At 69.4% G+C, this 21,807-nt stretch carries 18 protein-coding genes and 2 pseudogenes; 5 read left to right on the top strand and 15 right to left on the bottom strand.

Going from position 1 to position 21,807, the window contains the following annotated elements:
- Window positions 1-6 precede the first annotated feature (6 nt).
- The 4 genes and pseudogenes from A5787_RS26600 to grcC1 all read right to left on the bottom strand — a co-directional run.
- Window positions 7-348 (bottom strand): annotated as a pseudogene (locus A5787_RS26600) (type II toxin-antitoxin system HicB family antitoxin); the annotation flags it as partial.
- A 132-nt stretch (window positions 349-480) separates the two neighbouring features.
- A pseudogene (locus A5787_RS28770) lies at window positions 481-600 on the bottom strand (XRE family transcriptional regulator); the annotation flags it as partial.
- Window positions 588-1,442: a zinc metalloprotease HtpX gene (gene htpX / locus A5787_RS10845; protein WP_066965839.1), complete on the bottom strand. Its 855-nt coding sequence runs from the start codon at window positions 1,440-1,442 to the stop codon at window positions 588-590. The gene htpX and the pseudogene A5787_RS28770, both read right to left, overlap by 13 nt.
- 72 nt (window positions 1,443-1,514) lie before the next feature.
- A complete protein-coding gene (gene grcC1 / locus A5787_RS10840; protein WP_066965836.1) occupies window positions 1,515-2,522 on the bottom strand; it encodes a nonaprenyl/(2E,6E)-farnesyl/geranylgeranyl diphosphat synthase in 1,008 nt (335 codons plus the stop codon).
- A gap of 15 nt (window positions 2,523-2,537) precedes the next feature.
- Here grcC1 and menJ point away from each other — a divergent pair, with 15 nt between their 5' ends.
- From menJ to A5787_RS10825, 3 genes are all read left to right on the top strand, one after another.
- On the top strand, window positions 2,538-3,764 hold the full coding sequence (gene menJ, locus A5787_RS10835) for a menaquinone reductase (RefSeq protein ID WP_156763884.1): 1,227 nt from the start codon (window positions 2,538-2,540) through the stop codon (window positions 3,762-3,764).
- An 87-nt stretch (window positions 3,765-3,851) separates the two neighbouring features.
- Window positions 3,852-4,529 (top strand): class I SAM-dependent methyltransferase, encoded by a 678-nt coding sequence (locus A5787_RS10830; RefSeq protein ID WP_066965833.1) that lies wholly within the window; start codon window positions 3,852-3,854, stop codon window positions 4,527-4,529.
- 25 nt (window positions 4,530-4,554) lie between these two features.
- A complete protein-coding gene (locus A5787_RS10825; RefSeq protein ID WP_066965830.1) occupies window positions 4,555-4,890 on the top strand; it encodes a DUF732 domain-containing protein in 336 nt (111 codons plus the stop codon).
- A gap of 55 nt (window positions 4,891-4,945) precedes the next feature.
- Here the strand turns inward: A5787_RS10825 and A5787_RS10820 are convergent, their stop codons facing one another.
- From A5787_RS10820 to A5787_RS10810, 3 genes are read right to left on the bottom strand one after another with little or no spacing between them, the layout of a single operon-like run.
- Window positions 4,946-5,635 carry a demethylmenaquinone methyltransferase gene (locus tag A5787_RS10820; RefSeq protein WP_066965827.1) on the bottom strand — a complete coding sequence of 230 codons (690 nt, stop codon included), beginning with the start codon at window positions 5,633-5,635 and terminating at the stop codon, window positions 4,946-4,948.
- A 29-nt stretch (window positions 5,636-5,664) separates the two neighbouring features.
- Window positions 5,665-6,969, bottom strand: a complete 1,305-nt coding sequence (locus A5787_RS10815) for a DUF1214 domain-containing protein (RefSeq protein WP_066965824.1) — start codon at window positions 6,967-6,969, stop codon at window positions 5,665-5,667.
- On the bottom strand, window positions 6,959-8,116 hold the full coding sequence (locus tag A5787_RS10810) for a sulfotransferase (RefSeq protein ID WP_066965820.1): 1,158 nt from the start codon (window positions 8,114-8,116) through the stop codon (window positions 6,959-6,961). The genes A5787_RS10815 and A5787_RS10810 overlap by 11 nt, the downstream gene beginning before the upstream one ends.
- A gap of 55 nt (window positions 8,117-8,171) precedes the next feature.
- Here A5787_RS10810 and A5787_RS10805 point away from each other — a divergent pair, with 55 nt between their 5' ends.
- Window positions 8,172-8,672, top strand: coding sequence for a MarR family winged helix-turn-helix transcriptional regulator (locus A5787_RS10805; RefSeq protein WP_082977160.1), 501 nt, complete (start codon window positions 8,172-8,174; stop codon window positions 8,670-8,672).
- Window positions 8,673-8,681: 9 nt separating this feature from the next.
- Here the strand turns inward: A5787_RS10805 and A5787_RS10800 are convergent, their stop codons facing one another.
- From A5787_RS10800 to A5787_RS10775, 6 genes are read right to left on the bottom strand one after another with little or no spacing between them, the layout of a single operon-like run.
- Complete coding sequence (locus A5787_RS10800; RefSeq protein ID WP_066965814.1) at window positions 8,682-9,836, bottom strand: glycosyltransferase family 1 protein; 1,155 nt, start codon at window positions 9,834-9,836, stop codon at window positions 8,682-8,684.
- 38 nt (window positions 9,837-9,874) lie between these two features.
- Window positions 9,875-10,408, bottom strand: a complete 534-nt coding sequence (locus A5787_RS10795) for a DUF3592 domain-containing protein (protein WP_066965811.1) — start codon at window positions 10,406-10,408, stop codon at window positions 9,875-9,877.
- Window positions 10,405-12,042 (bottom strand): 2-succinyl-5-enolpyruvyl-6-hydroxy-3-cyclohexene-1-carboxylic-acid synthase, encoded by a 1,638-nt coding sequence (menD, locus tag A5787_RS10790; RefSeq protein WP_066965866.1) that lies wholly within the window; start codon window positions 12,040-12,042, stop codon window positions 10,405-10,407. The genes A5787_RS10795 and menD overlap by 4 nt, the downstream gene beginning before the upstream one ends.
- A 48-nt stretch (window positions 12,043-12,090) precedes the next feature.
- Window positions 12,091-12,873: an alpha/beta fold hydrolase gene (locus A5787_RS10785; RefSeq protein WP_066965808.1), complete on the bottom strand. Its 783-nt coding sequence runs from the start codon at window positions 12,871-12,873 to the stop codon at window positions 12,091-12,093.
- Entirely contained in the window at window positions 12,870-13,841 is a 972-nt protein-coding gene (locus A5787_RS10780; RefSeq protein ID WP_066965805.1) for an o-succinylbenzoate synthase, read from the bottom strand. The genes A5787_RS10785 and A5787_RS10780 overlap by 4 nt, the downstream gene beginning before the upstream one ends.
- Complete coding sequence (locus A5787_RS10775; RefSeq protein ID WP_066965801.1) at window positions 13,838-15,442, bottom strand: amidohydrolase; 1,605 nt, start codon at window positions 15,440-15,442, stop codon at window positions 13,838-13,840. Before A5787_RS10775 ends, A5787_RS10780 begins: the two co-directional genes overlap by 4 nt.
- Window positions 15,443-15,508: 66 nt before the next feature.
- Between A5787_RS10775 and fadD8 the strand changes: the two genes are divergently transcribed.
- Complete coding sequence (gene fadD8, locus A5787_RS10770; protein ID WP_066965799.1) at window positions 15,509-17,110, top strand: fatty-acid--CoA ligase FadD8; 1,602 nt, start codon at window positions 15,509-15,511, stop codon at window positions 17,108-17,110.
- A gap of 4 nt (window positions 17,111-17,114) precedes the next feature.
- Here fadD8 and A5787_RS10765 read toward each other — a convergent pair whose 3' ends face one another.
- The gene (locus tag A5787_RS10765; RefSeq protein WP_066965796.1) at window positions 17,115-18,176 is read right to left on the bottom strand and encodes a hypothetical protein; all 1,062 of its coding nucleotides are present in this window, start codon (window positions 18,174-18,176) and stop codon (window positions 17,115-17,117) included.
- A gap of 834 nt (window positions 18,177-19,010) precedes the next feature.
- Window positions 19,011-21,629, bottom strand: coding sequence for an AAA family ATPase (locus A5787_RS10760; RefSeq protein ID WP_082977157.1), 2,619 nt, complete (start codon window positions 21,627-21,629; stop codon window positions 19,011-19,013).
- Window positions 21,630-21,807: the final 178 nt, after the last annotated feature.

Raw genomic sequence — 21,807 nt, 5'->3', positions numbered from 1 at the left:
AAGCCGGAGCCCGAAGGTGCTGCTCGGCGTGCGCCCGCTGAGCTTCTGAACGATCCACTGGTTCATCGAAACCCCTTGCTCGATGGCCTCCAGAGCGAGGCGGGCGTGCAGCTCCGGGGACGTTCTGACGCTGAACGTCCCGCTGTAGTTGCGTTCGGAAAGCGGTGTCGGGATGGGGTCTCCGCATGCGCGCAGGCTTTTCAGGTGTTCGTCGAGCGCCTCCTCGATTGCGGCGATCGCCTGAGGGGCGGTCGGCGCCTCGCGCCTCAAGTAAGGCAGTTCGACGCACACACCGACGTACTCGTTGTCATGGCGCGACCATTCAGCGCGAAAGGTGTAGTGGCCCACGCGGGATTTGATACCGCATGCGCTATCGAATTCGCGAGTCGCCATCCCCCAGGAGAGCCGGCTCTCCAGACCAAATGACGCACCCCGAATTCGGTAGCGCATGCGCTACCAACTTGGCGGGTCAGCAGGCTATCAGTCGACGTCGATCCTGATGTGCGGCCGCTTGCCGCAGACCTGAGCCACACGCTCCGCAACCACTTCCCGGCTGATGCCGAGCGCTTCGGCCAGTTGGGCCTGGTTCATCCCCGCGCCATCTCCTCCAGCCGGCGGATGCGGTCCTCGATCGGCGGGTGCGTCGAGAACAGGGATCCGATCCGCTCGCCCGCGCGGAACGGGTTGGCGATCATCAGGTGCGCCTGGCTGGCCAGCTGCGGCTCCGGCGGCAGCGGCGCGATCTGAACGCCGCCGGAGATCTTGCGCAGCGCCGACGCCAGGGCCAGCGGGTCGCCGGTCAGCACGGCGCCCGACTCGTCCGCCTGGTACTCGCGGGACCGGGACACGGCCAGCCGGACCACCGTCGCGGCGATCGGCCCCAGCAACGAAACCAGGAGCATCGCAAAGGGGTTGCCACCCTCTCGGTTTCCGCCGCCGAAGAACATCGCCATGTAGGACAGCGCGGTGATCACCGACGCCATCGCCCCGGCGATGCAGGAGATCAGGATGTCGCGGTTGTAGACGTGCGAAAGCTCATGGCCCAGCACTGCGCGCAGCTCGCGCTCGGTGAGGAGCCCCAAAATGCCGGTGGTGCAGCACACCGCCGCATTGCGCGGGTTGCGCCCGGTGGCGAACGCGTTGGGCGCGTTCGTGTCGCTGATGTACAGCCGGGGCATCGGCTGGTGCGCCGAGGTGGCCAGCTCGCGCACGATCCGATACATCACCGGAGCCTGCAGCTCGGAGACCGGCTGCGCGTGCATCGCCCGCAGCGCCAGCTTGTCGCTGTTGAAGTACGTGTAGGCGTTCATGCCGATGGCGAACAGCACCGCCAGCCACATCGCCGTCCTGCCGAACAGCGAGCCGACAAACACGATCAACGCGGACATACCGACCAACAGGGCGAAGGTCTTCAGCCAGTTGGCATGCGGATGCCAGGTCATCAGTGTCCTCCTTGGAGCGTTACCTACCGCTCATTGAACGCCTGAAACGGCGCCGGAGGTTCCGTTAGGCCGTTAACCGTGCCGGCTCACCGTGTAGTCGATCAGCGTCTCCATCGCGCGCCGGCCCGGAACCTCGGGCAAAAGGGCCAGCTCCTGGCGCGCGTCGGCCGCATACTGCGCCAGGAATTGCTTGGCCTTGGTCATCCCGGGTGACGCACGCAACAGCGTCAAAGCCTCGGCCACCGCCTCGTCATCGGTGACGGGCCCGGACAGCAGCTCGCGCAGCCGCGCGGCCTCGGGCCCCGGCTCGCGCAGCGCGTACACCATCGGCAGGGTGTGCACCCCTTCGCGGACGTCCGTCCCGGGCAGCTTGCCGGACTCGTGCGAGTCGCTGTCGATGTCGATGATGTCGTCGGAAATCTGGAAAGCGGTGCCCACGATGCCGCCCACCCGGCTCAGCCGCTCCACCTGGTCGCCGTCGGCGCCCGAGAACATCGCGCCGAACCGGCCCGCCGCGGAGATCAGGCATGCCGTCTTCTCGTACACCACCTTCAGGTAGTGCTCGACCGGATCCGCCCCTTCGGCGGCGCCCCGGCCCTCGCGCATCTGGCCGGTCACCAGCTGCGCGAACGTCTCGGCGATGAGCCGCACCGCCTCGGGCCCGAGCCGCGACACCAGCCGAGATGCCGTCGCGAACAGGTAGTCACCGGCGAGGATCGCGACGTTGTTGCCCCAGCGCACGTTGGCCGTGGGCGTGCCGCGGCGGACCTCCGCCTCGTCCATCACGTCGTCGTGATAGAGCGTGGCCAGGTGCACCAGCTCGATGACGGCGCCGGCGATCGTCACCTCCCCCGCGTCCGGGTTGGGCCCGAGCTGCGCGGACAACACGGTGAACAACGGCCGGAACCGCTTGCCGCCGGCCTTGAATAGGTACGTCAGCGAGTCGGTCATCACCTCGTCGGCGCCGCGCAGCTCGTCGTCCATCAGCTGCTCGATGCGGCTGACGCCCTCGCGCACGGTCGCGGCGAAAGCGGCATCCCCGAAGTCAATGCCCGCCACCACCGTCGCCGGAGTACTCACGCGACCAACATACTGGTGGGCGTGGATGTCGGAGCCGACCTGGTGGTCGTGGGCGCCGGGCCCGCCGGTTCGGCGGCGGCCGCCTGGGCCGCCCGCGCCGGTCGCGACGTCCTGGTCATCGACTCCGCCGGGTTCCCCCGCGACAAACCATGCGGGGACGGGCTGACCCCGCGCGCCGTCGCCGAGCTCGAACGCCTGGGCCTGGGCGACTGGCTCGACACGCGCATCCGGCACCGCGGGCTGCGGATGAGCGGATTCGGCGGCGAGGTGGAGATCGAGTGGCCGGGCCCGTCCTTCCCGTCGACCAGCAGCGCGGTGGCCCGCCTGGAGCTGGACGACCGCATCCGCAAGTGCGCGGAGGACTCCGGGGCCCGGATGCTGCTCGGAACCAAAGCCGTTGCCGCGCATCATGACTCGTCGCGACGCGTGGTATCGCTGACGTTGGCCGACGGCACCGAGGTGCGGTGTAGCCGGTTGATCGTCGCCGACGGGGCCCGCTCGTCGCTGGGCCGCAAGCTGGGCCGGCGCTGGCATCAGGAGACGGTGTACGGCGTGGCCGCGCGCGGTTATCTGACCACCCCCCGGGCCGACGACCCCTGGCTGACCTCGCATCTGGAGCTGCGCTCCCCCGACGGCGCCGTGCTGCCCGGCTACGGCTGGATCTTCCCGCTGGGCAACGGCGAGGTGAACATCGGCGTCGGGGCGTTGTCGACGTCGAAGCGGCCGGCGGACCTGGCGCTGCGACCGCTGATCTCGTACTACACGGACCTACGCCGCGACGAGTGGGGCTTTTCCGGCGAGCCGCGGGCGGTGGCGTCGGCGCTGCTGCCGATGGGCGGCGCGGTCTCCGGGGTGGCCGGGCCCAACTGGATGCTGATCGGCGACGCCGCGGCCTGCGTCAACCCGCTCAACGGCGAGGGCATCGACTACGGCCTGGAGACGGGGCGGCTGGCCGCCGAACTGCTGGACTGCCGCGACCTGTCGCGCGTGTGGCCATCGCTGCTGCAGGAGCACTACAGCCGCGGATTTTCGGTCGCGCGCCGGCTCGCCTTGCTGCTGACCTTCCAGCGGTTCCTGCCCGCCACGGGCCCCGTCGCGATGCGCTCGACGCGGCTGATGACGATCGCCGTGCGGGTGATGGCCAACCTGGTCACCGACGACGACGCCGACTGGGTGGCGCGGGCCTGGCGCGGCGGCGGGCGCTTCTCGCGGCTGATCGACCGCCGAACGCCGTTCAGCTGAGCCACCTTTCGGCAGGCAGGCGGCAGCCTCTGGCCCCACATATCAATCTTGTTGACATATATCAGACCTGTTGATATACCTAGGAGCATGACTCAACCAGCTGATTTCGAATTCGAATCCGCCTACCGGGGTGAATCCGCCCAATTCGGTGAGGGCACGCGCCCGCCCTGGAGCATCGGCGCCCCGCAGCCGGAGCTGGCCGCCCTGATCGAGCAGGGCAAGTTCCACGGCGACGTCCTCGACGTGGGCTGTGGCGAAGCCGCGATCTCGCTGACCCTCGCCGAGCGGGGGGTCACCACGGTGGGGCTGGACCTCTCCCCCACCGCGATCGACCTGGCCCGGCGCGAGGCCCAGAAGCGGGGCCTGACCAACGCCACCTTCGAGGTGGCCGACATCAGCTCGTTCACCGGCTATGACGGCCGGTTCGGCACCATCGTCGACTCGACGCTTTTCCACTCGATTCCGGTCGAGGCTCGCGAGGGCTACCAGCAATCGATCGCGCGCGCCGCGGCGCCCGGCGCGTCCTATTACGCGCTGGTCTTCGACAAGGCCGCGGTGCCCGGGGGCCCGATCAACGCGGTCACCGCGGGCGAACTGCGCGCGGCGGTGTCCAAGTACTGGGTCGTCGACGACATCACGCCGTCGCGCATCTACGCCAAGTTGCCGGACGGCTTTCCCGACTCGCCGTTCGGCGACGTCCGCGACGAGCCCAACGGCCTCAAGTCGGTCGGCGCCTGGCTGCTATCCGCGCACCTGGGCGTATAAAACAACCAGGTGTATAGTCCGGCTAATGAAGGCTTTGAGGCTGGGTTCTCTGATCGCCATGGCGGGCGCCGCTGTCGCATTGGCGGCGCCCGCACAGGCCGACGATTACGACTACGTGTTCAAGCAGACCGTCAACCACTTCGGCGTGTACGGCCCGCAGGACCAGCTCGCGTGGCTGGGCAAGATCTCGTGTGACCGGATCGGCAGGGGCGTGGACGGCGACCCGTACAAGTCGGCGAATTTCATCCAGCACAACCTGGCGCTGGGCACCAGCCAGGGCCAGGCGTTCCAGTTCCTGGGCGCGGCCATCGACCACTACTGCCCCGACCAGGTCGGTTTCATCCAACGCGCCGCCCACTAGGTCTGATGGTGCCGACCCCCGGCGCCCGGCGCCAGCGCCGCGCTTGCGATCGGCACTAGGCAGGCTTGTAGCCGGCGTGCAGCGCCACGATGCCGCCGGTCAGGTTGCGCCAGCGCACCGCCGACCACCCGGCCGCTGAAATTCGGTGCGCCAGCGTGGGCTGGTCGGGCCAGGCCCTGATCGACTCGGCCAGATAGACGTAGGCGTCCGGATTGCTGGACACCGCCCGCGCGACCCGCGGCAGCGCCCGCATCAGGTACTCCTTGTAGACGGTGGCGAACAGCCCATTGGTGGGGGTGGAGAACTCGCACACCACCAACCGGCCACCCGGCCGGGTGACACGGAACATCTCCCGCAGCGCCGCCTGCTGGTCGGCGACGTTGCGCAACCCGAAGCTGATCGTGACCGCGTCGAACACGGCGTCGGCGAACGGCAGCTTGGTGGCGTCCCCGGCGACCTTCGGCACGTCGCGGCCGGCGCCCGCCCCCAGCATCCCGACCGAAAAATCGGCGGCCACACACCAAGCCCCGGACTTGCGCAGCTCGACGGTCGAGACCGCGGTGCCCGCGGCCAGGTCCAGCACCTGTAGACCCGGCCCGAGGCGCAACGCCGAGCGGGTGGCACGCCGCCAATACCGGTCCTGCCCCAGCGAGAGCACGGTGTTGGTCACGTCATAGCGGCGGGCGACGCCGTCGAACATCGACGCGACGTCCCGGGGGTTCTTGTCCAACGCCGCGCGACTCACGACGTCGACGCTACCGGGGCCGGGAGGGGTCAGTATTGCCGGTAACGCCGTTGGACGTGTTCTTGGCGCACCCTGATCTGCTCTCGGCGTTCCTCGGCGGAGACGACGCGGGTGGCCGCGGGCAGGTGTTCGCGCACGCCGGCCAGCGCCACCTTGGTGACCGACGCCTTCGGCAATTCGGGCGGGGGCGCGGAGTAGGTCCACCGCAGGGCCAGGAAACCACCCGGGTGGCCGACGGTGTCGAGCCAGTTCGGCACCCCGGGGTCGCTCCCGGCGACGACGTAGCGGATGGTCCCGTCGGGATCCGGTTCGGACTGAAATCCGTTGAGGCTGCTGGTGTGGTTGGCGTAATCGAGCGACTCGCCCCATAGGTCGGACAGGTGAAAGCCCATGTACGCGGGCGGCACCGGCACGACGACCTCGACCAGAAGCGCTTCGTCATCGGTGAGGTCGTAGACGCCACCGGAGTACACGTTGGTGCTCTGCCCGCCGCCCATCGCCAGGTTGGCCAACGCCGGCTCGTTCAGGTCGTTGCGCGGCATGAGGGTGAGCCCGTCGCCGTTCTTGTCGCCGTGCGCCTCCAGCACCAGGTCATAAAACTGGTTCCAGAACGTCATCTGGTTTTCGACGATGGTGCCGATGCGCCGGACGCCGCGCGCCACGGCGTCGGGGTCGGGCCGTGCGGGCTGGGCGCCCTCCTTGCCGATCTGCGCGATGTGAAGGTCGGGCGATGCTTCCTGCTCCCAGTCGTGAAAGAGCATGCGGGCGATCAGGTATCGCGCCGAGGCGGTGCCGTCGGCCGTCGCCGTGGCGATGAAGTTACCCGAGTGGTCGGCGGGCCGCTGTGGCGCCAGCAGGATCTCGAACCGGCCGTCGTCGTCCACGAGCAGATCCGAGGCGTCCAATGTCCCGGTGACGGCGCGCCCGCCGGGAGCGAGTTCGGCGAGGCTGCCGGTGTCGCCGGCATAGACGCTTTGGGCTTCAAAGATGATGTACTGCGGCGCTTTCGGAACGAGCCGGCCCCGTATTCGGTAGCTCCTGGTGCCGTCGATGCACGCCGAGAGGTACAGCGCGTCGGCGTTGTCGATGGTGGCTTTGTCCACGGGCTGGATGGCACGCCGGAAATAGGGGAAATCGGGATCTTCGCACAGGCCGCGCTCGATGGCGCTGAACACGAAGCCCAGCAGGTAGCGGTACCCGTCCGCCAGGCTCTGTTCGGTGACCGGCGGGGCGTGCAGCTCGGTGGAGTCGACGGCGTCGCGGGCCCGGTTCAGGGCGTCGATCATCTCGGTCCAGGCGCCCCGCAGCGCGACTTGGCTTGACTCAGTGGACATGTGCGCCCTCTCCTTCGATATCCCACCGGTATTGCTCGAACAGCTCGGCCAGGCGCGTGTGGATCTCCTGCGGATCGAGTCCGAACTCCTCGAGGCTGTAGCGGTGGGCCGACTCGTGCCCGCCTCCGGCTCCGGCCGCCTCGAACGCCTTGGCGGCCACCGGCCCCAGGTCGAGCCCCAGCTCGCGGTAGATCCGGCGCATCGTCGCCTCGGGGTGCGCCACCAGCTCGCGATAGTCGACGACGGTCGATCGAACCTCGGGGTGTGTGGCCAGCACGTCGAGCGGGCGTAGGTACGCGTCGAACGACTGATCGGCGAGGACGCGCAGCGATTTCGCGATCAGGTGCTCGTCGCGGCCGCGCAGGTCCCACTCGCTCTTCAACAGCTTGAGCAGGCTCGGGATCGTCTCATCGGGATTACGCAGTGGCACAATGAATCTCGCATCCGGAAATGTCTCGATCAGTGCTTCGACACGGCCGCAGAAGGTGGGATTCTTGCTCAGGTGCGTCCCGCCGCCATTCAGTGCGACCTGCCGCCGGACGCATTCCTTATAGAAGTCCATCACGCGCCGGCGTTTGCGTTCCGGCCACTGGTCGACGTGGTAGAAGTCCAGCTCGCCCATGAACGGAAACATGACGATCCAGAAGCCGGAGCACAGCGACCAGGTCAGAAAGAAGTCGTCTTCCTCCGGCACGAAGAAGCCGGTCTTGTGCATGTCGTCGGTCGCCGAGAACCGCTGCTCCTCGGCCGCATCGAGGCGGCGACGCAGCCGCCCGCCGAAAACCGCGGTGTCGAGCCGAAACAGCATGCGCAGCAGGCGCTTTTGCAGCAGGGAAGGGAAGAACAGCTCATACATCAACGCGTAGCTGAACTGCGGGTCCGCGGCCATCAGCCGGTGCAGATACGTCGTGCCGCTGCGGGCATGACCGATGCAGAAGGTCGGGGCCGTCACCCGGGTGCGCCGCAACGATCCGAACAGGATCGGATCGAGCGCAAAGCACACCCCATGGACGGCCGCGGCGGCGGGCACGCCGAGCAGGAAGGCGAAATAGCGGAGCCACGGCTTGGACGCCGGTGGGTCGCGACGTAACAGCCGCAGCATCGTCCGATAGTTCGCCCAGTCAAAGTAGAAGGACGCTGCGTGCATGACCTCTCCCTCAGTCCAGGCCGGAGGGGGCCAAACTATCCATATTTATTTGACTATGTCAAGCGTATCGGGATACCGTGCGCGTGTGACGGCAGCGCGCAAGCTGGATTCGGTGGACTCGATCAGCGCCACCCTCGCGCGGGTGGTGCGGCTGAGCGCAAGCCGTGCGGCGTTCGCGCGCCAGGCGTCTGCCGCCAATACCGAACTGTCGCAACCGTCGTACGTTTTGCTGCGCGTCCTGATCGACGAAGGGCCGTCGTCGATGGGGCAACTGGCGCGGATGGCCCACATGGACCTCGGTATGGCCACCCGGCGGGTGCGCGCCCTTGCCGATGCGGGACTCGTCGCGCGCTACACCGACCCCAACGACGGAAGGGTCTCGGTCGTCGACGCCACGGCGCAGGGCCGACGCGCCGCCGGCGTGCTGCACGGGGTGCGGCGTGATCATCTGGCGCGCGCGCTTTCCGGCTGGTCGACCGACGAGCTCCGGCAGTTCGATCGGCTCTTGACGAAGTTCCTCAGCGATACGACCGCGACGCCGATCGACCACCCCTAGCGCGCTTGCTCACTCCCCCTGCGCGTAGCGCTTGGCGGACATTCGCCGCCGCGAAAAGGGCGACAGCACAGCCTCGTAGTGGCCGAGCAGCTCGTCGCAGATGACCGGCCAGCTGCGGCCGAGCACGCTGCGCCGGGCGGCGAGCGCGTAGCGGTGCCGCTCGGCGAGCAGGTGCGCCACGGCTTCGGGCAGCCGCGTCTCGAACTCGTTGACATCCAACAGCAGTCCGGTGCGGTACGGGGCCACCAGGTCACGTGGGCCGCCGGCGTCGGGGGCGATCACCGGCAAGCCCGATGCCATCGCTTCCTGCACGACTTGGCAAAACGTCTCGTGCTCACCGGGATGCACGAAGACGTCCATGCTGGCATACGCCGCGGCGAGCTCCTCGCCGTACAGCGCTCCGGTGAAAACCGCTGCGGGCATTGCCGATTGCAGTTTGCGTTGATCGACGCCGTCACCGACGATGACGAGCTGCACGGCATCGTTGGCGGTCAGCGCGATCAGCCGTTCGACGTGCTTCTCCGGCGCGAGCCGGCCCACGAAACCGACGATCGGCTTGCCGGCCGCCGACCACCGCCGCCTGAGCTCGTCGCTGCGGGCCGACGGCGCGAACCGCAGCACGTCGACCCCGCGCGCCCACCGGTGCACCCGCGGGAACCGGTGGGAGACAAGCGACTCCATCGTCACGCTGGACGGCGCCAGCGTCCGGTCGGCCAGGCTGTGCAGGTGGCGAAACCACGCCCACGCCGCGCGCGTCGTCATCGGAATGCCGTAGCTCGCCGCGAAGCCCGGGACATCGGTTTGATACACCGCGACCGTCGGCACCCCGAGCCAGCGCGCGGCTTTCACGCCGCCGTAGCCGAGCAACGCCGGCGACGCCAGATGCACCACGTCGGGGTCGAATCCGCGCAGCACGCCCACCATTCGGGGCATCGGGAGCCCGAGCGGCAGCGTGGTCACCTTGGGGAACATCCGCGACGGCACCCGATGCACCCGGATGCCGTCGTGAACCCGATCCGCCGGGGGCTGGCCCGGCGGATTGTCGGGGGCGATGACGAGGGCTTCGTGCCCGGTGCGACGCAGATGCTCGAGCACGCGCAGCACTGAGTTGCTGACACCGTTGACATTGGGGAGGAAGGATTCGGCGACGATGGCTACGCGCACAACACCACCATGTCAGCGTCGGCTGTCGGAAAGGTTGCCTACGGGAATACGTCGTGCGAAATCTGCTGGTCGGGCGCCTTGGCGCGGCGGTCCGGCCACCTGTCCAGCAGCGCCAGGCCCGCCAGGGCCATCGCCGCGGCCAGCCACGCCACCACCGCGATGGATCCTGCCGGAATGATCGCCAGCCCCGCGTTGCGGTGCTGCACCCGAACCAGGTTCGGGTTGTTCTTGTTGTATTCGACGTAGATCCGCATCCCCGTCGCCAACTCGGACGGGTACAGCACGCCCAGTTCGGGGCGGTAGGTGACGCGTTCGGGTGTGACGAATTCGATGGTGGAGCGCCGCGGCCCGGCGCTGAGTACCTCGGCCTGCGCCACACCCATGTGGTGTCGAATCGCAAGATCGTCTCGCCAGGCGCCGGCCACCAGCAGCACCGACTGCAGGGTGACCAGCCCCGCCAGGATCAGCACCGCAATCCGCAACCACCGCAACGCAATCCTGGCCCGGGTCGTCGGCGGCTCATCGCTGCGACCATGAAGCAGGATGCGCAGCAACACTTTCGGCGAAGTCACAAGGCGGCCTTGATGGCGGCGTGCAGCTGGCGCAGCGAGGAGCGGTCGGCCTTGACCTCCAACACGCGCATGCCGGTCCCCGGTTCGTCCAGGGCCGCGTTCAGCTCGTCGACCTCGATCTGCCGGCTCTCCACGTGGTAGGCGCGGCACAGCGCGCCGACGTCGACGTCGTGCGGGGTGCCGAAGATTCGCGAGGACACATCGGAAAACCTGGGATCGCCCTGCTCGAGCAGTTCGAAGATGCCGCCGCCGTTGTCGTTGGACACGACGATCGTCAGCCGCTGCGGTGTCGGTTCGGTGGGCCCGATCAGCAGCCCGGAGCTGTCGTGCACGAACGTCAGGTCGCCGATCAGCGCGACGGTGCGGCCCTCGTGCGCCAGAGCGGCGCCGATCGCGGTGGACACGGTGCCGTCGATGCCGGCGACCCCGCGGTTGGAGCGGACTGTGATCTGTCCGCGATGCCTCGCGGACCCGAGACCGACCAGCGCCGCGTCGCGGACGGGATTGGACGCCCCGAGCACCAGTTGATCGCCCGGCCGCAGCGCGGCGGCCACGGCCGCGGCGACGTGCAGCCCGGTGGTCAGCGGGTGCGCCGCCAGCTGGCCGCGGACCGCGGAGATCGCGTGCCGGTTCATTTCCGCGCAGCGGTGCAGCCAGGCGGGGTGGGGCGTGCCGGTGGTGACCGCCCGCGTGCCGGTGGCCTGCGAGTTGCCCGAGACGTCGGGCCAGCGCGGGCCCGTCGTGAGGGCATACACCGGCACCTTCGGGTCGGCCAGCAGCGCCGACACCGGGCGGTGCAGCGTCGGGCGGCCGAGCATGATCACCTGCTTGGGGCGCAGCAGCGGCAGCGCGAGGGGGTGCAGCGGGTTGGCCGGGGCGGGCGCCGTTGGCTCCGCGACGGTGGGCAGCTGCTCCAGGTTGGGGTGGGTGCCGGCGCCGTGCCCGGCGATGACGACCGTGTCGGGCGTCAGGTCGATCTCCAGCGGCTGGTCGAAGGTGACCGGCGGCGTGTATGTCCACGGCTTGCCGCCGGGGCGGCCCGGCGGGGTCGCGGCGCCGCGCGGTTCGGGATCGGGCACCAACGGTTCGCGCAGCGGGATGTCGAACTGCACGGGGCCGGCGTTGGCGGTGCGAGATCCCGTGGCGGCCGCCAGCACGCGGCAGGTGGCCGATCGCCAGGTGGCGTTGAGCGAATCCAGCCGCTCGGGCGCGTCCTCGGCCAGGCCCAGGCTGATGGTGGCGCGGACCTGGGTGCCGAAGTAGCCCAGCTGCTCCATGGTCTGGTTGGCCCCGGTGCCCAGCAGCTCGTAGGGCCGGTTGGCCGACAGCACGATCAGCGGCACCCGCGCGTAGTTGGCCTCCACCACCGCCGGGCCGAGGTTGGCCACGGCGGTCCCCGAGGTCATCGCGACGCAGACCGGCGCGCCGGCGCCGATCGCCAGCCCGATGGCCAGGTAGCCGGCGGTGCGCTCGTCGATGCGGACGTGCAGCCGGATCCGGCCGGACCGGTCGGCGTCCTGCAGCGCGAAGGCCAGCGGCGCGTTCCGCGACCCCGGGCACAAAACCACGTCGCGGACGCCGCCGCGAATCAGTTCGTCGACGACGACGCGGGCCTGTGTCGTCGAGGGGTTCACCACTACAGCGTGTCACAAGCCCCTACCAGGGCGGCCGCCGCGGATTTTTCAGGTGCTGGCGAAGAACTGCAGCGCCGCGGCGTTGACGGCCTCGGGCCGCTCCAGGAAGCCGAGATGACCGGCGTCGGGTATCTGCAGGTACCGGCCGTTGGGCATCGCGTCGGCGACCTCGCGGCCCAGGTAGGGCGGCGTCACGATGTCCTCGGAGAAGCCGAGCACCAGCACCGGCGCGGCGATGCTGCGGTAGGAGGCCAGCCGGTTGGTCTGCGGAGAGACGTACATCTGGGCGCGCAGGCCCGGTGTCTGCTTGATCGGCCAGGTGGTGAACATCGCGATCCAGTCGGCCACGGCCGCTTCATCGTTGATCGTCTTGCGCGAAAAGCTCTCCAGCAGCCGGTTTCTCGCGTCGAGCCCGGGCGGCAGCTGGACCCCGGAGGCATGCAGCTCGACCTCGGCCTCGTGGAAGAACTGGCGGGCGCGGTCCAGGCGGCCTCGGGTGGCCATCAGCACCGCCGAGGAGACCAGCTCGGGCCGCGACACCATGAGCTCCTGCGCGATGAATGCGCCCATGGACACCCCGACGACCCGCGCCGGGGCGGCGTCCAGCGACTCGATCAGCGCGGCGGTGTCGGCGACCATCGTTTGCGTCGTGAAGCCCTCGGCGTTTTCCGTATCGCCGACCCCGCGGTTGTCGAAGGTGATGCAGCGGTACCCCGCGGCCAGGAAGGCCGGGACCTGATGGGGGTGCCAGGTACGCCCGGCGCCGCCGCGGCCGGCGATGAAAACGACGGGCTCGCCGGACCCGCGATCGTCGTATGCCAGGTTGATCACCCGGAAGACGGTACAAGGAGCGGATGGCAGGCCTTGATCCGGTCGATCCACCACTGCCGCCGCTCGGGCGGCGCGGCCAGCGCGCGCAGCCGCGCCGGATCCGGCGTCACCGGCCCGACCGGCAGGCAGCCGTCGATCGGCGCGGCGACGTCCACCACGTCCTCGGAGAACAGGCCGCCGGTGCCCAGCCCGCAGGCATGGCGCAGTTGCGGCAGGGCCGCCGCGGCGGTCAAACCATGGCTGATGCCGACCGCCGAGTCCAGCGCGCTGGAGACCACCACGGGGATGTCGATCTGGGCGGCAATGGCGAGCAGGGCCGAGACCCCGCCCAGCGGGGCGACTTTCAGCACCGCGATGTCGGCGGCGTGGGCGCGGACCACCGCGAGCGGGTCGTCGGCCTTGCGGATGCTTTCGTCGGCCGCGATCGGCACGTCGATCCGCGCGCGCAGCGCGGCGAGTTCGTCGACGCTCGCGCAGGGCTGTTCGAGGTACTCCAGCGGGCCGTCGGCGGTCAGGGCGGCCGCCGCCCGCGCCGCCCGCTCGACGGTCCAACCGCCGTTGGCGTCCACCCGCACGGTCGGCACGAGTGCGCGCACGGCGTTGACCCGCGCCACGTCGTCGGCCAGCGTCTGGCCCGGCTCGGCGACCTTGACCTTGGCCGTGCCGGCCCCCGGGAACCGGGACAGCACCTCGCCCACCTGGGCGGCCGGCACGGCCGGCACGGTGGCGTTGATCGGAACGCGCTGGCGCAGGACGGGCGGCGGCGGCCGGTAGGCGCCCTCGACGGCGGAGGCCAGCCAGTGCGCGGCCTCCGGCGGCGCGTATTCCAGGAAGGCCCCGAACTCGCCCCAGCCCGCGGGGCCCTCGATCAGCGCGACCTCGCGGGTGGTGATGCCGCGGAAGCGCACCCGCATCGGCAGCGCCACCACGTGCAGGCCGTCCAGCAGATCGGAGAGGGGCGGCCTCACTGGCCGTGAACCTGGCGGCCTGCCAGGAACGTCGCGCGCACCTCGAGGTCGGCGATCCGCTCCGGCGCGACGGTCCGGGGATCCGCCGACAACACCACCAGGTCCGCGTACTTGCCGACCTCCAGCGAGCCGATCACGTCGTCGGAGAACAGCTGCCAGGCGGCGTCGATGGTCTGCGCGCGGATCGCCTGCTCGACGGTCAGCCGCTCCTCGGGCGCCAGCACGCGGCCGCTGGGCGCCCTGCGCGTGACGGCCACGCTGATGTTGCGCAGCGGCTCCTCGGGCGTGACCGGCGGGTCGTTGTGCAACGAAATCCGCATGCCGGTGGCCACCGCGGAACCCGCCGGCATCCAACGGGATCCGTGCTCGGGGCCGAACAGGCCGTCGACGATGATGTCGCCCCAGTAGTGGATCTGGTCGACGAAGATGCTGCAGGTGACGCCGAGGTCGGCGGCTCGTTGGAGTTGCTCGGGCCGGATGGCGCCGACGTGCTCGAGGCGCAGCCGGTGGTCCGGGCGCGGATGGCGCTGGAGTGCCTCCTCGTAGACGTCCAGGATCGTGTCCACGCCGGCGTCGCCCTGCACGTGGCAGGCCATCGGCCAGCCCAGCGGAAAATAGGCGTCGACGATCTCGGCCAGCTGCTCGCGGGTGTAGTTGGCGTGGCCGCAGGAACCGGGCTGCACGCCGATGGCGCGGGTGGCCTCGGTGTCCAGGTACGGGAACGACAAGGCAATGTTGCCGACCCACGGTGAGCCGTCCACCCAGATCTTGATGCCGACCTGGCGCAGCATGTCGTCGCCCTGACCGGGGTTGGCGTCGGTGCGCATCTGCGGGTTGGAGATCTCGTAGGTGCGCAGCCGGACTGTCAGGTCGTCGCGCAGTTGCTCGACCAGCGGCCCGAACGCCGGGTCGAAGGCCATTTCCGAGCAGGTGGTCAGCCCCGCGCGGTTCAGCCGGGCGCACTCGGCGCGCAGCATCGCCGGATAGTCGCCGGGCGCGATGGCCCCGGCGAGCAGCGGAAACACCGCGCCGGTCTCCTCGGCGGTGCCGTCGAGTTCGCCATGCGCGTCGCGGCCGAACCGGGCGCCCTTGGGGTCGGGAGTGTCGCGGGTCAGGCCGGCGCCCCGGGCGGCGCGCGAGTTGAAATACGCCTTGTGCCCGGAGTTGTGGATGATCACCAGCGGCCCGTCGGGTGCGACGTCGTCGAGCCAGGCCAGCGTGGGGTTGGGAAGCCCGTTCTGCAGCAGCGGATCCCAGCCGTTGAGGTAGGCGCCGGCGGCTCCCCGCGCTTTGACCTCGCGCCGCAGGGCCGCCACGACGTCGTCGGCGCGGGGCAGCGTGACCGGGCGGATGTCGACGATCCGGTCGGACAGCGCCATGGCCTCCATCAACGGATGGCCGTGCGCCTCAACGAATCCCGGCATGACGCAGCCGTCCCCCACGTCGACGGTCCGGGTGTCGGGGCCGATGAGGGGGGCGACGTCGGCGCGGCTGCCGACGGCGACGATCCGGCCGTCGGCCACGGCGATCGCCTCGGCCGTGGGGCGCGCGTCGTCGACGGTCAGTACGGTCCCGGTGACGACGAGATCTGCCTGCCCCATGTGCACGGATGCTAGTGCGTGGAGGGTCCAGCTGACCCGAATTGCAACACGTTCTAGTCTTGCCCCATGAGTGACGACCTGTTGCGCAACCCGACCCACAACGGCCACCTTCTGGTGGGGGCGCTCAAGCGCCACAAGAACCGGCCGGTCCTGTTTCTCGGCGACACCACGCTGACGGGTGGTCAGCTGGCCGAGCGGATCAGCCAGTACACGCAGGCGTTCGAGGCGCTGGGCGCCGGCACCGGTGTCACCGTCGGGCTGCTCTCGCTCAACCGCCCCGAGGTGCTGATGATCCTCGGCGCCAGCCAGACCCAGGGCTATCGGCGCACCGCCCTGCACCCGCTCGGCTCGCTGGACGATCACGCGTACGTGCTCACCGACGCCGGGGTCAGCTCGCTGATCATCGACCCCAACCCGATGTTCACCGAGCGCGCGCTGGGCCTGCTGGAAAAGGTGCCGTCGCTCAACCAGATCCTGACCATCGGCCCGGTGCCCGAGGCGCTGCGGGGTGTGGCCGTCGATCTGTCGGCCGAGGCGGCGAAGTACGAGCCCAAGCCGCTGGTGGTCGCCGACCTGCCGCCGGACAACATCGGCGGCCTGACCTACACGGGCGGGACCACCGGCAAGCCCAAGGGCGTGATCGGGACCACCGGAAACATCGCCGCCATGACCGCTATCCAGCTCGCCGAGTGGGAGTGGCCCGAGCACCCCCGGTTCCTGATGTGCACGCCGCTGTCGCACGCCGGCGCGGCGTTCTTCACGCCCACGGTGGTCAAGGGCGGCGAGATGGTGGTGCTGAGCAAGTTCGACCCGGCCGAAGTGCTGAGAGTTATTGAAGAGCAAAGAATTACGGCCACCATGCTGGTGCCGTCGATGCTCTACGCGCTGATGGACCATCCCGATTCGCACACCCGCGACCTGTCGTCGCTGGAGACCGTCTACTACGGCGCATCGGCGATCAACCCGGTGCGCCTGGCCGAGGCGATCCGGCGCTTCGGCCCGATCTTCGCTCAGTATTACGGGCAGTCCGAGGCCCCGATGGTGATCACCTACCTGGCCAAGGCCGACCACGACGACAAGCGGCTGACCTCCTGCGGGCGTCCGACGCTGTTCGCCCGGGTGGCGTTGCTGGGCACCGACGGCAAGCCGGTGCCGCAGGGCGAGCCGGGCGAGATCTGCGTCAGCGGACCGCTGTTGGCCGGCGGCTACTGGAATCTGCCGGAGGCGACGGCGGAGACGTTCAAGGACGGCTGGCTGCACACCGGCGACATGGCCCGCGAGGACGAGGACGGCTTCTTCTTCATCGTCGACCGGGTCAAGGACATGATCGTCACCGGCGGGTTCAACGTGTTCCCCCGCGAGGTCGAGGACGTCATCGCCGAACATCCGTCCGTCGCGCAGGTGTGCGTGGTCGGCACGCCCGACGAGAAGTGGGGCGAGGCCGTCACCGCCGTGGTGGTGCTGCGTGCCGACGCGTCCCGCGACGACGCCGCGGTCGAGACCATGACCGTCGAGATCCAGGCCGCGGTCAAGGAGCGCAAGGGCTCGGTGCAATCACCCAAGCGGGTGGTGGTCGTCGACGCGCTGCCGCTGACCGGGCTGGGCAAGCCGGACAAGAAGTCCGTCCGGGCGCAGTTCTGGGAGGGCGCCGGCCGCGCGGTGGGCTAAGGCTTTAGCGCGAGGTCCGGCCGGTTGCCGCTGCGTCTTCCACACGGGGGGCCAAGCCGAATATCTGAGCGAGCGTCAGCCAATCCGCACCCGAGACAACATAAACAGGACGTTCATTCCGCGTGGACACATTGCCGCGCCACGAAAATCGAAGTCCGGACCCCGATGCCTCCAGACATCCGATGGTCAGTGGCCGCACACCCGGAACGCACACGACCAGTCCGGTGACCCCGGGATAGACATGCGTGCTGCCATCGCCGCTCGTGACGCTATCGGGCTGGAAGGCTGCAGGCGTCGCGGTCGCCCGCGTAGGCGACGCCGAGGCACTGGTCGCATCGCTGTGCGGGTCGACCACTCGGATCGCATTGACGTCCACGTCAAGGAACAGGCTGGGATGCCGGAGTGATCGCTGAAGCCGCAGTTGTTTTCGGAGGGCAAACGACCCCGCCTGTTCGGCCAGATAGGGGTTGGGAAACAGCGGGCACCGAGTCCGTTCCCCGAGTGCGGGCTCGCGCAGATTCACCGCACCGCGGCCACCGCCGATGGCGAGAAGCTCGTTGAACTCCGAGTCCGATAACCACGCGTCGACGGCCGCGACGGGTGGTGCGTCGAGCCGGGTAGCGGGACTGATGCGACGATCTCGCGCCCCGAGGACAAACCGGTGACGGCCACAGCGCAGGTGCAACGCCACGCCCATCGTCACCCATGGGCCCAGCTCCGCCTCAACGAGTGAAAAGACATCACCGGGCCGCTGGCTGACGGTCAGGCCGTCGCTCGTGACGCCAATGAGAACGGATCGGCGCGAACGCCACCACGCGTAGACCAACCAAACCAGGGGGACCAGCATGATGATGGCCGTCCCGGAGCCCAGGCCCACGCCGAGCCCCATGCCCACGCCCACGCTCGCCCCGACGCCCGCGCCGACCCCCAAACCGACGCCGATCCCCATGGCGTATAAGAGAACGAGGGTCCGGTTCCCGGTCGCGAATTCATTCATGGTGGAGGAAACGGACGGCGACGCGGCCACGAACTGGCGCGACGCAGCCGATCCGTCGTTGCCGTTCATCCCGAATGCCTCCTCCGGATCAGTCGCGCACGCCGATCTCGTCGCAAATCGGAAGGATGATGATCACGTTGCGCCCCGCTTTGGGGACCGCGAGCGCGTCGAAGCGAATTATCCCGTCAGACAATGCAAGTCATTCCACCGCGGGCGCGGTACCCCCTGCCGGCTGGGGATCACGGCGTTCCCGAACACATGAAGGGAAACCCGCACGGTGGCCGCTGCGTAGCCTCCGGCGGCGGTGGATCAGTTCCCTCCCAGACACTGGCGTCAACGTTTCCATGCCCCCAGACGACGCCCCACCACGTGTGGCACTGATTCCTGTCCCAGTTGACGCCAAGCCCGTTTGACCCGGGCGGGCATCCGTGACCGGTAGCTCCGTGAAGTCCCATTCCATCTCCGGGGCAACACCTGTACGGCCCGGATTCGCCCGGCGGTACTGGGCGGTCTTCTGGCGAAAGGCCCTGCATCGGCGGCATCAGGCCGAGATGGGCTTGGGCAGTGCCCGCGGCCAGGCCTAAACCCGCCACCGCGACGCCGCCCGACAGCAGCGTCCGCCCGACGATCTTCTTCAGGGTGTGCCTGGTGTTCATGTTGTAGCTCACCTTCGATCGCTGCGCTCACCAATAGTCCGCCGGTCGGCCACTTTTCACCGATGATGTGCCGGCTCACGCGTCGCTGCGGCCCGCCCAGGTGCGCGCGTGTAAAAGTGTGCGCCGGCGGGCGGGCACGGTTGATGGGCAATCAGGCCCATTTTTGGCACGCGGCGAAGACGGCACCGTGAAGCCTTGTCAGAACGGGGCGGGTTGCGGCGGCGTCAGGGGCGCGCGAAATGTCGTGTCAGGGCGTCGATGCGGATTGGCGTTGCAGCGCGTGGGCGGCGGCTTGGATGCGGTTGTCGACGCCAAGTTTGGCCAGGATCGCCGCGACATGGTGGGCAACGGTTCGGCGGCTGATGGTCAGTTCGGTGGCGATGTCGGCGTTGCTGTGACCCGCGGCGATCAGCGTCAGTACTTCTCTTTCGCGCCGGGTCAGCCCATCGGGGTCGGCGAGGATCTCGGCGCGACGGGTGCGGCGAGTGCGACCCCGCAACTCGGTGAGCCGTTGTTGGGCGCGCCGTGCCGCGGCCCTGGCACCGAGGCTGTCAAAGGTCGCCAATGCCGATTGCACGGCGACGATATCGCCGCCGAGTTGGGCGATGGCCGCCTCGTAGGGGCAGCCGCGGCGCAGCCATTCCTCGACGGCGGCCTGCCAGTCGCCCCGGATCTCTAGCTCGAACGGTGTGCGTGGGTCGCCGGTGCCGGCCTCGGGTCTTCCACCGGCCAGATACAGCCAGCGGCGCAGCACTCCGACCAGCCAGGGGTCGGCGCGGGCGGCCGATGCCGCCAGCCCGGCGCGGGCTTCGCTGCGGCAGGTGTCGTCGTCGCCGGCCAGCCAGGCCGCCTCGGCACGCGCTGCCCACACCGAGAAGAACCGAAGGTGGTCCGTTTCGGCTCCGGCTAGGGCGTCATCAAGGAGCGTGGCGGCGGAATGCCGGCCGCGCCGCGCATGGATCAGGGCGAGGATGAGCTGCGGCAGAATCCGGTTCACTGCGGCCAGGCCTGGCCGGGTGAGGAGGTCTTCGGCAGCTGTGCGGGCATGGTCCCAGTCGCCGCGATGCAGCCGCACCACCGCATCGCCCCCGACGACTAAGGCCTCGAAGGTGAACACGTTACGGTCGCGGCAGTAGGCGAGGGAATCGGCGATGTAGCGGTCGGCGCGATCGAGGTCGTAGTGCAACGCCGCCAGACAGCAAACCAGAGTCGCCAGAAGTCCGGCATGTTCGCCGCGAGTTTCGGTGGCCATCGCGTCACGCCATGCCGCTTCGAGCTGCTCCCAACCGGTGTCGGTGGCGAGGATCTGAGCCGTTGCGGCAGCGGCGCGGGCCCGGATAACCAGGGCGTTATCACCGATGCGCGTTCCTAAGGCGATGGCTCGGGCGGCGTAGTCAACGGCGGCCGGGTCGAAACCCCAACTCCCGAACTCGGCCAAGTTGACCAGCGCCCAGCCCAGCTGTGGGCTCGGTCCGGCGTCGCGCACCAGCTCTAACGCGGCTCGTGCAGCATCGAACGCCTCGCTGACCCGGCCCATGCCCCATAGCTCATGGGAGAGCCAGCGCAGATTCTCGCTTTGGCCGAGTGAATCACCCAGCGCGAGACGCCACCGGATCGCCTCACGCCACGACGACACCGCTGCCTCCGCGAGCCCACACAGATAGCAGGTCAACGCGTGCTGCTCAATCAAGCGGACCTGTTGTTCGACGGGGACGCTATCGGCCTGGCGCAGCGTGAGCTCGTATAGCTCGGCGGCTTCCCGGTTCGCGCCAAGTACCGACGCCCGTTCGGCGGCCGCCGGCCCATAACGGATGACGGCGTCAGTATCGCTGGCCTGCTCGGCGTGAAACGCCAACGCCGCCAAGGTATCCGGATCGATTGGCGGTTCGGCCAGCACCGCCAGCGCCCGCTTATGCAACACTCGCCGCTGGTAATTGGCGATCTGGTCGGCGGTGGCGCGGCGGGCCAGTTCGTGGCGGAAGTCGATGACGTCGTGCCCTTCGACCAGCACCCCGGCGTCGAGGCATTCGGCCAGTCCGACGGCGGCCGCGGGGCAGACCTTTTCCACCAGGGCGACAGCGGCGCGTGGGCCACAGACCGCTACCGCAGCGGCGGTCTCGCGCGCGGCCGGCGACAGGCGCGCCAGCCGGCCGCGCACCGCTTCGGCGATGCTGCGGGGCAACCCCTGCCGGGTCAGCGCCGCCGGGCCGGCGGCCAACACCTCGGTCACGAAAAACGGGTTACCCCCGGTCAATTCGTGTAACCGCTCGGCGTTGACCCCGCTGCCGGTGGCCAGCTGCGCCACCGCATGGCGGCTCAGCGGCTCGAGCCCGATGCGGCGCACCGCCGCGCAGGTGGCCACATCCCCCAGGACCACCGACAGCGGGTGCTGGCGGTCAAGTTCATCATCGCGGTAGGACACCACCAGCAGCAGCGGCAGCGACTCGGTGCGCCGGGCCAGGAAGCGCAGCAGATCCAAGGTGGCACCGTCGGCCCAATGGGCGTCTTCGATCACCCACACCCAGGTGTGCCCGTCACGCAGGACCGCCAGCAGCCGCCGGTAGAGCACGCCGGTGTCACCAGATTGAATCGCCGCGTCCAGCGCGCCGGCAGCGGCGGGGCCCACCCCGGCCAACGCGTCGATCAGCGGCCCCAACGGGCGCGGCGCGACCAGCGGATCACACCAGCCGCGCAGCACCCGCATCGAGGAATCCAGCCTGGCCGCAAAGTGATCCAGCACCGCGGTCTTTCCGACCCCGGCTTCCCCCCGCACCAAAACCAGCCGCCCCGCACCGCCGCGGGCAACCTGCCGCGCCACATTGCCGAGCTCGGCGAGCACCGCCGAGCGCTCCAGCAACCCCTCCACCGACGCCGCCTCGTTCTGCCAAGACCCCGCCGTCTGTAGCGGTTGCCAGAAAGATGGGCCCAATTGCCCATCAACCGCGCCTCCCCGCCGGCGCACACTACACACGCGCGCCCCGGGCGGACCGCCGCGGCCACAGCAGCCGCACATCCGGACATGATGCGGCTCTCACTGTAGCCGC

The sequence above is a fragment of the Mycobacterium sp. 852002-50816_SCH5313054-b genome (assembly GCF_001667185.1).
In the GTDB taxonomy this organism is placed as follows: domain Bacteria; phylum Actinomycetota; class Actinomycetes; order Mycobacteriales; family Mycobacteriaceae; genus Mycobacterium.
Note: the sequence above shows the minus strand (reverse complement) of the source record. Positions and strands in the feature narration are given on the sequence as shown.

What these genes read in the sequence shown, in the direction of transcription:
- fadD8 (WP_066965799.1), top strand. Translation starts at nt 15,509, where the DNA reads ATGAGTGACGACCTGTTGCGCAACCCGACCCACAACGGCCACCTTCTG.
- A5787_RS10830 (WP_066965833.1), top strand. Translation starts at nt 3,852, where the DNA reads ATGACTCAACCAGCTGATTTCGAATTCGAATCCGCCTACCGGGGTGAA.
- htpX (WP_066965839.1), bottom strand. Translation starts at nt 1,442, where the DNA reads ATGACCTGGCATCCGCATGCCAACTGGCTGAAGACCTTCGCCCTGTTG.
- A5787_RS10810 (WP_066965820.1), bottom strand. Translation starts at nt 8,116, where the DNA reads ATGCACGCAGCGTCCTTCTACTTTGACTGGGCGAACTATCGGACGATG.
- A5787_RS10805 (WP_082977160.1), top strand. Translation starts at nt 8,172, where the DNA reads ATGTCAAGCGTATCGGGATACCGTGCGCGTGTGACGGCAGCGCGCAAG.
- A5787_RS10775 (WP_066965801.1), bottom strand. Translation starts at nt 15,442, where the DNA reads ATGGGGCAGGCAGATCTCGTCGTCACCGGGACCGTACTGACCGTCGAC.
- A5787_RS10815 (WP_066965824.1), bottom strand. Translation starts at nt 6,969, where the DNA reads ATGTCCACTGAGTCAAGCCAAGTCGCGCTGCGGGGCGCCTGGACCGAG.
- A5787_RS10765 (WP_066965796.1), bottom strand. Translation starts at nt 18,176, where the DNA reads ATGAACGGCAACGACGGATCGGCTGCGTCGCGCCAGTTCGTGGCCGCG.
- A5787_RS10825 (WP_066965830.1), top strand. Translation starts at nt 4,555, where the DNA reads ATGAAGGCTTTGAGGCTGGGTTCTCTGATCGCCATGGCGGGCGCCGCT.